At 40.6% G+C, this 13,183-nt stretch carries 10 protein-coding genes; 2 read left to right on the top strand and 8 right to left on the bottom strand.

Annotated features, from left to right (window positions below; all coding sequences use genetic code 11):
* Positions 1-140: 140 nt before the first annotated feature.
* Positions 141-2,675: a phosphoenolpyruvate carboxylase gene (locus QOL76_RS09565; protein ID WP_283412734.1), complete on the top strand. Its 2,535-nt coding sequence runs from the start codon at positions 141-143 to the stop codon at positions 2,673-2,675.
* Between the two features lie 230 nt (positions 2,676-2,905).
* On the opposite strand, the gene QOL76_RS09560 is transcribed toward QOL76_RS09565, so the two are convergent.
* The 8 genes from QOL76_RS09560 to QOL76_RS09525 form a co-directional block, all read right to left on the bottom strand.
* A complete protein-coding gene (locus tag QOL76_RS09560) occupies positions 2,906-3,232 on the bottom strand; it encodes a nucleotidyltransferase domain-containing protein (protein WP_283412733.1) in 327 nt (108 codons plus the stop codon).
* Positions 3,207-3,626, bottom strand: a complete 420-nt coding sequence (locus QOL76_RS09555) for a nucleotidyltransferase substrate binding protein (RefSeq protein ID WP_283412732.1) — start codon at positions 3,624-3,626, stop codon at positions 3,207-3,209. The genes QOL76_RS09560 and QOL76_RS09555 overlap by 26 nt, the downstream gene beginning before the upstream one ends.
* Positions 3,627-3,762: 136 nt before the next feature.
* Entirely contained in the window at positions 3,763-6,396 is a 2,634-nt protein-coding gene (locus tag QOL76_RS09550; protein ID WP_283412731.1) for a valine--tRNA ligase, read from the bottom strand.
* A gap of 287 nt (positions 6,397-6,683) precedes the next feature.
* On the bottom strand, positions 6,684-7,829 hold the full coding sequence (locus QOL76_RS09545; protein WP_283412730.1) for an ATP-binding protein: 1,146 nt from the start codon (positions 7,827-7,829) through the stop codon (positions 6,684-6,686).
* A 171-nt stretch (positions 7,830-8,000) separates the two neighbouring features.
* Positions 8,001-8,501, bottom strand: a complete 501-nt coding sequence (locus QOL76_RS09540) for a GreA/GreB family elongation factor (protein ID WP_283412729.1) — start codon at positions 8,499-8,501, stop codon at positions 8,001-8,003.
* Between the two features lie 89 nt (positions 8,502-8,590).
* Positions 8,591-8,953, bottom strand: a complete 363-nt coding sequence (locus QOL76_RS09535; protein WP_283412728.1) for a DUF4260 domain-containing protein — start codon at positions 8,951-8,953, stop codon at positions 8,591-8,593.
* A gap of 63 nt (positions 8,954-9,016) precedes the next feature.
* Entirely contained in the window at positions 9,017-9,598 is a 582-nt protein-coding gene (locus tag QOL76_RS09530; RefSeq protein WP_283412727.1) for a Crp/Fnr family transcriptional regulator, read from the bottom strand.
* A 166-nt stretch (positions 9,599-9,764) separates the two neighbouring features.
* A complete protein-coding gene (locus QOL76_RS09525; RefSeq protein WP_283412726.1) occupies positions 9,765-11,654 on the bottom strand; it encodes a CocE/NonD family hydrolase in 1,890 nt (629 codons plus the stop codon).
* 236 nt (positions 11,655-11,890) lie between these two features.
* Between QOL76_RS09525 and fahA the strand changes: the two genes are divergently transcribed.
* On the top strand, positions 11,891-13,159 hold the full coding sequence (gene fahA, locus QOL76_RS09520) for a fumarylacetoacetase (RefSeq protein ID WP_283412725.1): 1,269 nt from the start codon (positions 11,891-11,893) through the stop codon (positions 13,157-13,159).
* Positions 13,160-13,183: the final 24 nt, after the last annotated feature.

Raw genomic sequence — 13,183 nt, 5'->3', positions numbered from 1 at the left:
TTTGTGTTTTTATCGGAAAATTTAGCTTTTGATTGCTAAAAAGTAAGAGAATGAGATTATTTGTTAATGAAAACACAATAGTTATTTCAGTTTTTAGAATTTTTACTAATTTGCTTAACCATTAAAACGGAAGATGAATAATGTATAAAACCTATGATACCCAAGTAGCCAAGCGCTTCACCATTTACAACAGTTTATTTTTAGATCTTCCCTTCAATGACATCTACCGTACCGGAACTCTACTTCCGATTTTAGGTACAGCATGTCAAAATGGTTTCCAAAAAGGGTTGACGCCCAAGGAAATTATTGCAGGGTTTTTCGATGAATTGATGCCGGATTCTACTGCAGAGCAGCAATCTGATTTGCTGTTTCAGATGATTCAGTACGTGGAGCGTCAAGTTGTTTTGTTTGACTCCATTGAGGATGCTGCTTATGAGAAAATCCATGATCTGAAAGGTAAAGGAACGATCAAAGCTTTGGTCGATAGAACTGATAATGACAATAAGCGCGAAGAGCTGATTGAAAAGTTGAAAACTTTCTCGGTTCGTCTCACACTTACTGCCCATCCTACACAGTTTTATCCTGGCAATGTCCTGGCAATAATCACTGATCTGGAGAATGCCATCCGTACAGATGATCTAGGTAAGATCAATTCACTGTTACAGCAACTTGGGAAAACAGGCTTCACCAAGCGTGAAAAACCAACTCCATACGATGAAGCAGTAAGCTTAATCTGGTTCCTCGAAAACATATTCTACGAGAGCATTTCGGACATCATGGTGCGTTTACTTGGATCATTGGATATTCCACTTCACGATTGGGATAATCCAGGTCTGCTTAAAGTCGGATTTTGGCCAGGAGGAGATAGAGATGGTAATCCATTTGTGACGCACGAGATCACTAAGCAAGTAGCAGCTCGCTTGAAAAAATGGGTTATAAAATGCTATTACAAAGATGTTCGTAAGGTGCGCAGAAGACTTACTTTCAAGCATGTTGAAGAGATATTGATAAAAATTGAGCGTGGTCTTTACTCCACTCTTTTTGAAAATAATCCTGTTTATCAAACCAAAGACCAGTTGCTAGCAGATTTGCTTGCTGCAAGAGAGGGCTTGATCAAATACCACGAAGGCCTTTTCTTGGATGTTTTGGATCAGTTTATTCTTAAAGTAAAGATCTTTGGTTTCCATTTCGCCTGCATGGACATGCGTCAGGATAGCCGCAAGCACGATGCATTGATTGAAGAGATATTTGCACTTCAAGGAAAGGAACTTCAGGGTACAGAAGATGAGCAAATCGCTCAGATCATGAACCTTACTGAACTGCCAGAAATCGATTCTTTGCAGGATGAATTCAACCAAGAGATATTGAAGTCTATGGGTGTGATTGACTCAATTCAGCAGGAGAGTGGAGAGGAAATCATGAATAGATACATAATTTCCAATTGTCAATCCAGAAAGCACCTCCTTGAAGTATTTAAATTAAATAAATTATCGCTGGGTAAAGGCAAGGAAAATATGCCTTTGGATATTGTCCCTCTTTTCGAGACGATTGATGATTTGGCGGAAGCGCCAGAGATCATGACTAGTCTTTACAACATGCCTGAGTACAAAAAGCACTTGGAATTCAGAGGAAATAAGCAAACAATCATGCTTGGATTCTCTGACGGAACAAAGGATGGAGGATACCTTCAGGCGAACTGGTCGATTCTAAGAGCAAAAGAAGAGATGACCAGAGTTTCCAGAGAGAATGGAATCGAAGTCGTGTTTTTCGACGGTAGAGGAGGGCCTCCCGCTCGTGGCGGAGGAAATATGCATAATTTCTACGCTTCCTTAGGTGAAAAAGTAGAGAACTCTGAGATCCAGGTTACGATCCAAGGTCAAACGATTTCTGCAAACTACGGTAAGCAGGCTTCTTGTACTTATAACTTTGAACAACTGCTGAGTGCAGGCTTGGAAAATCACCTATATGGCGGAGCTGACAAGAATCTAAATACAGAGCAGCGTGCTTTGATCGATGAATTAGCCGGAGAGGCTTATGAGTCCTATAAAAAATTCAAGAGTCATCCGAAGTTCGTTCCATACCTGGAGCATGTAACTCCACTGAAGTATTTTGGGATGACCAATATTGGCTCCAGACCTTTGAAAAGAGGAAAAGGTGAAGGATTGAAATTTGAGGATCTTCGGGCAATTCCTTTCGTAGGTTCTTGGGCTCAGATGAAACAAAATATTCCAGGTTTCTATGGAGTGGGAGCGGCAGTGGAAGTCTTGGAAAAGAAAGGGAAACTGGGTGAATTGAAAGCTCTGTACAATGACAGTCTTTTCTTCAGAGCCCTTCTTGGCAACTCCATGCAGTCATTGACGAAGTGTTTCTATCCAGCCACAGCTTATTTGAAGCAGGATAAAAACTACGGGGAATTCTGGGAGATCATGTACGATGAATACTTGAGATCCATCGAGAAACTAAAAGAAGTTTCTTCCATGGACGAATTGATGGGAGATAATAAAGTGATCAAAAAGTCAATCGAGATTCGTGAGCGAATTGTATTGCCATTGATTACAGTGCAGCAATACGCCATTCAGCAAATCCTTGAAACAGGTAAATCTACAGATGTGCTTCAAAAGCTAATCTTGAGAAGTATGTTCGGAATTATCAATGCGGCTAGAAACGCGGCATAGGTTCTACTTATTGTAAATCAAAAAAGCCCGATTGAATATGATTTCAATCGGGCTTTTTTACTATTAACCAGACAGTTTACAGAGGGTTGTGCAGCGGGCACGGTTTATATTCCTGTTCTTTGTTTTATGGTTCTTCGTTGGCTTGATTCTCCACAAGCAGGACTTAATAAGAGGTGAAAATTTTATAATGCACTTCAAAATCCCAATATCACAGGCACTACCTGGCTTAACTATTTTTCGTAAAATCCTTTTCCTACTCTCTCAATATGATCAATCAGACCTTTATGATCAATACGATGAAAAAGTGATAGGTCAATTTGGAAGGGTAAAAGCAGATCATCTAGCTCATTTTCAACGGTTAAAAGATCTGTTAAGGATAAATTCTCTCCAACTAACGTCAGATCAATATCAGAATTGGGACGATATGTTCCTAAAGCTCTGGATCCATAAAGCATGGCTTTTTGAATTGCAGGGTGATTTCGTAATACGTTGTTTATTTTTTCGATAGTCTCTTCCGACAGTCCGAAATCTTTACTCGTCTTTAGCTTTGAACTCATACATTTTATCTTGCAGTTCCTTGAATAGTTGGTAGTAATTTTCTGTGATTTTCGTTGAAATTTCTTCAGCTATTCCCTCATTGTAGGTGTGGGATGACTGGTTTCGACTTTTGATCATCTCCATCCAATTCTCTCCGTCAGAAATCAGCCCCAGTCTAAATGCTTCTCTTGTCGCATCTCGAGAGCCCGTTATGGAAGAATTTCCTTGAAAAATCAAATAGTCTTTTAGCAAATTCCAAGACAGTTCATGCGTAAATTCAAATGCTTGGATAAGTCCCTGTTCTTCAAGATCGCTTAACTCTCTTTCTTTTGATAGAGTTACAGCCTTCTCTAGTTGACCAAGAGCTTTCGAATAATTTTCCAGTCGCTGATGCCATCGCGTGTCTTGTTCCATCTCGTCAATTAACCCAAAAAGTTTCCTTTCTCCAAAAGGATATTAAAAAACCGAAGACTTTAACAGTCTCCGGTTTTTGTAATTACTTTTTAATTATTCAGGAAGTCCTCTGCCCCTTAGCGGGGATATTATCAACTTATCCCAGCTTCGCTAAACTCTCTTCCAAAGCTTTAATCTTAGCTTCAGCATCTGCTTGTTTTTTGCGCTCCATTTCTATTACCTGCGCAGGCGCTCCAGCTACAAATCGCTCGTTGCTTAGCTTCTTCATTACAGAGTTCAAGAAGCCTTTTGTGTAGTCGATTTCTTTCTGGATATTTTCCTTTTCCTCTTCCACATTAATCGAGTCACCCATCGGTACAAAGCATTCGTCTGACTTCACTACGAAGCTGAGTGCGTTTTCTACTTTTGTACCAAAGTTTAGCGATGACAAATTTGCCAGCTTATTCAATACTGCTGAGAATCTTCCATACAATCCTTCATCTTTAGCATTGATAGTTAGATCCAATGTTTCTTTTGGTGACATTCCTTTTGAAGCCCGTAGATTCCTTACTTGAGAAACTACCTCAAACACCTGATTTGCTTCTTCTATGATCTTGCTGTCAAATCCCTTTTCTGCTGGCCAAGAAGCCAAAATCAAGGACTCTTCCACAGACCTCTCTTTGATCTGATGCCAAAGGTCTTCAGAGATAAATGGCATAAATGGATGCAAAATCTTAAGAATATCTTCGAAAAGCGCAATCGTCTTGTCGTAAGTAACCTGATCGATTGGGTGCTGATACTCTGGCTTGATCATCTCCAAGTACCAAGAGCAGAAATCTCCCCACACCAACTTGTAGGTAGTCATCAATGCGTCAGAAATCCTGAATTTCTCATAGTGCTCATTGATTTCTACCAAGGCTTGGTTAAATCTATTTTCAAACCATTCTATGCTTGATGTGTTTCCGGAACCGTCCAAAGTTGGATCGATTTCCCAGCCTTTTACCAGACGGAAAGCATTCCAGATTTTATTGGCGAAGTTTCTTCCTTGCTCCACTAACTTATCGTCGTATGGCAAATCATTTCCGGCAGGAGAGGAGAAAAGCATTCCTGTACGGACACCGTCAGCGCCATTTTGGGCGATCAAGTCCAAAGGATCAGGTGAGTTGCCCAGGGATTTAGACATTTTTCTACCCAATTTATCACGGACGATACCAGTCAGGTACACATTTTTGAAAGGCTTCTCGCCCATGTATTCGTAGCCAGCAATGATCATTCGCGCCACCCAGAAGAATAGGATCTCCGGAGCAGTCACCAAGTCATTAGTTGGGTAGTAATATTTCAATTCTTCATTCGGCTTGCCAGTAGTGAAAACCTCCGGATCAAAAACCGAAATAGGCCATAACCAAGAGCTAAACCAAGTATCCAACACATCTTCGTCCTGCTTCAAATCAGCTAGCGTAAACGTACCTTCAAATTGCTCATTGGCAAGCTGCAGAGCTTCTTCCGAGGTTTTGGCTACCACGAACTCCCCATTTGGAAGGTGATAAGCTGGAATTCTATGTCCCCACCAAAGTTGGCGGGAGATACACCAGTCACGTACATTATCCATCCAAGCACGATACATGTTCTTGAATTTCGGTGGATACAATTGGATGATATCCTCCATCACAGCTTTTTGAGCTGGTTTGGTTATCTCATCCATTTTTAGGAACCATTGTAAAGAAAGCTTTGGCTCGATTACCGCATCTGTTCTTTCGGAGTGACCTACATTGGATTTGTAATCTTCTATTTTCTCCAACTGATCGACTTCCTTCAGCTTTTTGCCGATCATTTTTCTCGCGACAAAACGATCTTCACCAACCAAAATCTGAGCTTTTTCATTTAGTGTTCCGTCATCATTTAAGATGTCGATCACTTCTAGTTTGTGCTTCAGGCCAAGTTCGTAATCATTGATATCATGAGCCGGAGTTACCTTCAAGCAACCTGTACCAAATTCCATGTCTACGTACTCATCCTCGATGATTGGGATGGCTTTGTTGATCAGAGGAACGATTGCTTTTTTGCCTTTGAGATGGGTGAATCTCGGATCATTTGGATTGACGCAAATTGCCACATCTGCCATGATTGTCTCAGGACGTGTAGTAGCAATGGTCAGGAATTCATTTTCTGTTCCGTCGATTTGATATTTGATATAGTAAAGTTTGGATGCGATTTCCTTAGTGATTACCTCGTCATCAGAAAGGGCGGTTTTCCCTTTTGGATCCCAGTTCACCATGCGGATTCCGCGGTAGATTTTTCCTTTTTTGTGCAAATCCACAAATACAGAAATCACCGCGTCACTTAGTCCTTCATCCATAGTGAAGGCAGTGCGATCCCAATCGCAGGAGGCTCCTAATTTTTTCAGTTGATCCAGGATAATTCCACCGTATTTTTCCTTCCATTCCCAAGCATGCTCCAGGAATTTCTCTCGGGTGAGGGATTTTTTATCTATTCCTTGCTCTTTGAGCAAGTTTACCACTTTGGTCTCCGTGGCGATCGAAGCATGATCAGTACCCGGAACCCAAAGCGCATTTTTGCCTTGCATTCTAGCCCGACGGATCAATACATCCTGAATGGTATTGTTTAGCATATGCCCCATGTGCAAGACGCCCGTGACGTTGGGTGGAGGCATGGTAATCACATAAGGTTCCTTGTTAGGATCTACTTTCGATGAAAAAAGCTTGTGCTCCATCCAGTAGGCATACCACTTGGCTTCAGTAGCTGCTGGATCGTATTTGCTGGCAATAGACATATTCGGATGATTATTTAGAGGGGCAAAAATAGGGAAAAAGCCAATTTTGGAGGCATGATTGGGGTATCAATTGTTTAGAATAGGATTATTAAACCACAAAGTGCACGAAGGTAACGCAAAGAGGCACGGGGATTACTGGTCTTGCTTCTCCAGAAAAGGGGTTTATTTATATGAGTAGGGCAGAATTTGTTTTGACTTTGATAGTTAGTTTTCTCAATAGCACCAATTGAATCAGTTTTGTTTCTCAGATCATCTGACAGCTAGGGCGGAATGGATAATTGTTTTTTTCACAACTCCCCAAAATTACTAATTTGAATACCATCTCGTTCTTGGCTTATATTTCCAGCATAGATAAGCTTGGCATGGCTTTCAGGAGCAATTTTTTGAAAGTATTTCAATCCTTTAAGGAAATCAGGATGGTAGGTTTCCGAAGATTTAATTTCAATTGCAGTCAATTTCCCATCTTTTTCCTGCAAAAGATCTACTTCATTTTGGTGATTGTCTCGCCAATAGTAAAGAGCTGGGATCTCACCCGAATTCAATTCTTTTTTCATCAATTCTAAAATCACTAGGTTTTCGAATAAAGGACCTCTAGCGAAGTGGACATTCAAATCTTCTGCTTGCTTAATCCCTAACAGACTACATAAAACCCCTGTGTCGTAGAAATATACTTTCGGAGATTTCAAAATCCTTTTATTAAAATTACGGTAATAGGAAGGAAGTCTGAAAGCGATAAAGGATGTTTCTAGTACTGAAAGCCAGGAATTAACGGTTTTCTGATCGATTCCCAATTCATTGGAAAAGTTGCTTTGATTAAAAATCTGACCAGTCCGGCCAGCTAATAGCTGAAGAAATTTTTGAAAATTGCCTAAATCCATCACATTCAAAATCTGTCGCACATCACGTTCTATGTAAGTTTGGATGTAATTAGGGTAATAGTCGTTTGGAGCGATATCAAACTGATATTTTCTTGGGTATCCCCCATTTACAACTAGATCTTCCCAACAGGGAATAGTGATGTGATTGGCTAATTCTTGCTTAGAAAATGGCAGCAAATTAAGAATAGCCACCCGGCCGGCTAAGGATTGAGTAATTTGGTTAGATAAAAGAAAGTTTTGAGAACCTGTCAAAATGTACTCACCTGCTATATTTCGTTTGTCTGTCAGTACTTGCAAGTAGGAGAAGAGTTCTGGAACCCATTGCACCTCATCCAGAATCACACCGTTTTGATAAGATCGGAGAAATGCCAAAGGATCGGTTTTTGCGAAATTTCGTGCTTCAGGTAACTCTAAGTTAACGTACGTAAAATCAGGTTTTAATTTTCTGGCAAAGGTGGTTTTGCCCGATTGACGCGGGCCTGTAATAGCTAGCAAAGGGAATTTGCTCAGAAGAGTTAGCGCTTTAGATTTAATATTTCTGTCAAAATAGTCCATTTTGTACAAATTAGGAATTTGATTCCAAAAATACACAAAAATGAATTTATGTGAAATAATTTCTTGAAAAAGAGAAGGTTATGTATTTGGTTTTTAAGGGGGAATTTGATTACCTCCCAATTAAGAACTTTGATCTACTTAGATTATGAGTCATATTCTGCTTTCGACTGTTCAATAGCAAATCTCCATGATCTCAAAAATCCTATCCTCTTTGGCCAACTTTAAAATTGCTTTTTCGCCAACCTTTTTGCCGATTAAAATCTTTGCAATAGGAGAGATAAATGAGATTTTATTCTTGGAAATATCTGCTTCATCCACACCAACTAGCTGGTAAGTCTGATGCTTTGATATTGTTCCGATTTTAAGAGTTACGGTTGCGCCAAAGCGAATTTCATCTTGAGGCTGCTCGCTCAAATTCACGATTTTAGCTACTGCTATTCGCTCATCAAGCAAACGTATTTTTGCATTTATGAAATTTGAAGCAATACGTTTTTCCTGCTCTGTGGAGGCTTCGATAGCCGACTTCTCTTCGATCAGTGCTTGTTTTTCCGCAAGTAGTTCCGCCATTCCGTTTTCTGTCACGAAATTAGTAACACCCTCTGGTAAATCCGCTCTTGGCGGCACAAGTGGTGTTTCTTCCTGATCATCTTCTTTTACAAATCCTCTACTCATGGGTTGATTGTGATAGTCTATCCTACATAAGGAATAGAAATGCTTTTAAGTTTCATGAGGATTAATTGAGGGAATTGGGATGTAAAGACTTAACTATTCTTGATATTCCCAATTTCACCCAAATGGGTATGATTAAAATTATCGCTGAATTTTAACCCATATCCCATGATTCTATCAAAGGAAATGTGTGCAAATAGTATGATCCCAGCAAGAATCCAATACTCATTTTCAAATGTAAGTCCGTACAGTGCTACAAAAACAGCCACCAATCGGTGATGGAAAAGATTATAAATGTAAGCTCCAATTTTCGGGTTGAATAAATAGCCAATCATTCCTATATCAGGGAGCAGCAAGAGTGCTGGAAACCACCACCAAGCAAAATCTAAAGTGCTGAATAAATAAATGCTAAGAAGGAATATTGCTGCTTCTTCCAATTTTAATAAGTTTCTCATTTCTAAGTGATTTAGTGTTGAGGCAAAATTGGTAAGTAGCTGGGAGAGCGCTCTTGATAAATATCAAGAAGTTGAGCTGAGCTGTTTATTTCTGATTCTGCTGAATGTTTCTGGTGTCATCCCGAGCATGGATGCGATGTATTGAAGCGGAACTTGATTGAAAAGTTCCTTATTGTACTCAAAGAAATGCAAATAGCGTTCTTCAGCAGTCATCGAAAGATGGGTGAAAACCCGGTCTTCCAAAAAGGTAAAGCATTTGGCAATAAACAGTTTTTCCAGTTCATGCCAATTCGGAACAATAGTTCCGATGGACTTGTAATCGGCTCCACTGATTGTGAAAAGCTCAGCATCTGTTAGTGCTTCGATGTTCCACCGAGCTGGGCTTTCAAAAAGTAAACTGGAAAGATCTGTCAAAAAATAGCCTGGTGTAGAAATCCATTGGGTGACCTCTTTGTCTTCCGTTTGCTTATAAACTCTCAAAAGCCCCGATTTAATAAAACTCAGTTTGTTGCAAGGTTTGCCAGCCTTCAAAAAGTAGTCACCTTTTTTAAGGGTTTCAGAGTGAAATCGGGAAGTAATTACCTGCAAACTATCCTGACTCATCACACCAAAGTAGTTTGTTATATTTTGTTCTAGGGCTGTCATTGTGGGAGTGAAAATAGTGAACTTTTCCCATAAAGGTCTAGGAGGATTTTTTGGAGGTACGCGATTTGGTGTTTTATTGGATGATTAGAAATTGGTTTTGTTCAAACCAGAGCAAACAATAAAAGGAAGCATTTCTGCTTCCTTTTATTCTATCAAGATCTTTAATTTATTTCTTTACAATCGGCAGCACAATCCTGCTCAGACTCTTTCCACCGTGATGAATCGAGTTGGTAGCGACGATTCCTTCGGTTTCGTCGTAGGTATTTCCACCAGTATTCATATTTCGGTCAAATCGTGGGAAGTTGGAACTGCTGACTTCGATGCGGATTCTATGACCTTTGTCAAAGTAGTTTGAAGTACTCATAGGGGTCATTTTTACTTCGTACACTTCACCATCTTCCATCCAGACTTCTTTGTCGTAGCCTTCTCTGTAGCGAACACGCTGAATTGTTTCATCTAGATTATATGCTTTTCCGTCAGGATAGACGTCGATTAGCTTTATTGTGACATCAGTATCTTTGGCATCAGAAGATAGGTATAGGTAGGATTCAATAAAGCCTGAAACTTCAATTCCCTCTTCCAGCACATCCGAAGTATAAACCAAGATATCTTCACGTTTCTCCATCTCAGATTGATCCTTTGAGCCCCCATTTCCGTCAATTGCATTCCCTGTACAGCAGACATTTCCGCCAAAAGAAGTCACAGGATTCATTGGGTCATATTTGAATGTATCTGGCTGATCCTTCTTAGGCTTTTTGGAAGTTAGTTTCCCATTTCCGTTGAGCGTATTTGCCTTTCCTTCTGAGTCCAAATACATCGTCGTCATCACCGCTTCTGCAGGAGGCCATACGTCTGAAGTTTGCCATTTATTTGCTCCCATCGTGTAATACTGCACTCTTGGCATTTCCTCCATCACCTCAGATTTCTCTCCTTTTAGCCATACATCAAACCAAGCCGTGATGATCTCATCGTAATTCAATCGGGCATCACCCACATTCAGATCGCCTACCATGGTGTTTTCAGAGGCTCTGGTATAGGAACAGTGAAGCACAGGGGCGATCACGAGGTACTGATTATCTCTTGCAATTTGCGAAACGGCATTTTCACGTGCATGATTGAAAAGCGCTATGTTTGGACCAGCTGACACATCAAACCAAGATACAAACCAAAAACTTGGCTTGTCAAATGGCATATCGTCGTGATACAATCCTCCTTCAAACCACTTTGCATCGTTTGGCTTGCGGGTGATCATCTCTTCATAGATTCCCATAGGCCCATTCTGATTTCTGATAATATCCTGAATGGGAAGATGTGCCAAAGCTTCTTTGGAATCAATTCTAGGGTACTCAGGAGACATGTCATAAAAACGCTGTAGTCTCAATAAGTCTTTCTGCTCAATACCTTTTGGTAATCGAGGTGCCATCGGATCTTGTTGTACGCCATACAGCCAGTTCGTGAACAGCATCTGACCAGCACCGCCTCTATACCAGTTGCCTTGCTCATTGAATTCTCCTACGCGACCTACTCCAGCTCCATATCCCTGTGGTACAAGTGCTGCCAAAGCTGGGTGATCTAAAGAAGCCACAGCCATTTGCCACTCAGCAGTGGAGGAGCAACCCAGCGTTCCTATTTTACCATTACTCCAATTTTGCTTGGACATCCATTCAAATGCATCATAACCATCCGTCAGCGGCACACCCAGGATATCCCAATCTCCCTCGGAAAAGTAGCGCCCTCGTTCATTTTGTACGACGTAGGCATAGCCTTTTTCGACCCACGAAAGGGCAGTCTGCATGGTGCGCGTATTTAGTTCGCCATTTCCCCAAGTGTTGAAGTTGTAGGGAGTTCTGGAAAAAACTATGGGATATTTTCCTTCACCTTTTGGCCGATAAATGTCCGTAGCAAGTCGGACGCCATCACGCATAGGCATCATGACTTTCTGGTCTACTATAGCGACTTCCTCAAGCTGATCGATGATGCTTTTTTCCTGAGAAAAAGCCAAAGAGGTGACAAAGACTAATAAAAGTGTCAGGAATATGTGATTTGGTTTTTTCATGAAATAGAGATTCGGATTTATTCAAAGTTAATAAAGCAATCACTTTCGCGATATAGAAAATGATGACTGGTTGATTTTGTGGATTGGAATTAATTGAAATTTAGCTCTTTCGCGTCAACGGTCAAGTAGCCAAAGACTTATAGCTCTCCTTTCAAAATGAAATCTAGCTACTTCAGCTTTTGCACTTTTCATTTCATATAGAAAGGCTAAATTTGCACTCCTAACGATTTTTACCAATGAGCGACAGCCCAACCAACGCCCTGACTACCTGGGTGGAAGTAGCAAAAAATTCAGATTTCACGATTTACAATCTTCCTTTTGGAGTTTTTAAGAACAAAAAACTTAGTCCGCGTATCGGAATAGCAATTGGAGATAAGATTGTAGACCTAAGTATCCTTGATCAAGAAGGATTCTTTTCAGATATGTTTTTGCCTGAGGGGATTTTCTTAAGTGAATCTCTTAATGATCTGATCGAACTCGGAAAAGTAACTACCAAAAAAATCAGAGAACGCGTTCAGGATCTGCTTGCGGCAGATAATGAAAAACTGAGAGATCATTCTGCCAGAGGAAAAGTAATGCTGAATCGGAAGGAAGCAACCATGCTGATGCCGGTGAAAATCGGTGATTACACAGACTTTTATAGCAGCATGGAACATGCCACTAATGTGGGTAAAATGTTTCGTGATCCAGAGAATGCACTTTTGCCAAACTGGAAGCATCTTCCCGTTGGCTACCATGGTCGTGCCTCTTCCATCATACCTTCAGGAGTGCCGGTGATCCGACCAAAAGGACAAACTAAAGATCCTGAATCAGGTTCACCAGTTTTTGGGCCTAGCAAAAAGTTAGACTTCGAACTAGAGTTGGCATTCATTACAGGCAAATCCACCAAGCTCGGTGACTCTGTATCTACAGCAGATGCGGAGGATTATATTTTCGGTTTTGTTTTGTTTAACGATTGGTCAGCTCGGGATATTCAGGCTTGGGAATATGTTCCTTTGGGTCCATTTTTGGGTAAAAGCTTTGCATCCTCTATCTCACCTTGGGTAGTTACTCTCGAAGCTTTGGAGCAATTCAAAGTTGAAAGTCCTGTGCAGGAACCTGAAGTTTTGGATTATTTGAAATGCGAACAATCCCATAGTTTCGATATACATCTAGAGGCTTATATCCAGCCGGAAGACGAGAAGAGCAGCAAGGTCTGTACTTCCAATTTCAAAAACATGTACTGGAATGTTGCCCAGCAATTGGCTCATCATACCGTAAATGGCTGCAATATCAATGTCGGTGACATGATGGCTTCGGGAACGATCTCAGGTCAGGAGCCGGATTCTTTTGGTTCTATGTTAGAGCTTTCTTGGAATGGTAAAAATGCAGTTAAGCTTGAATCCGGTACTGAGCGAAAGTTCATCGAAGATGGCGATACAGTAATTATGAAAGGATTTGCGGAGAAAGACGGGGTGCGAGTTGGCTTTGGAGAAGTAAAAGCGAAGGTTCTTCCAGCAAAGTGATTTGCAAAAAATAATAATCTAAAA

Source organism: Algoriphagus winogradskyi, assembly GCF_900182815.1.
Classification (GTDB): Bacteria; Bacteroidota; Bacteroidia; order Cytophagales; family Cyclobacteriaceae; genus Algoriphagus; species Algoriphagus winogradskyi.
This window is presented reverse-complemented; position numbering and strand designations above follow the sequence as displayed.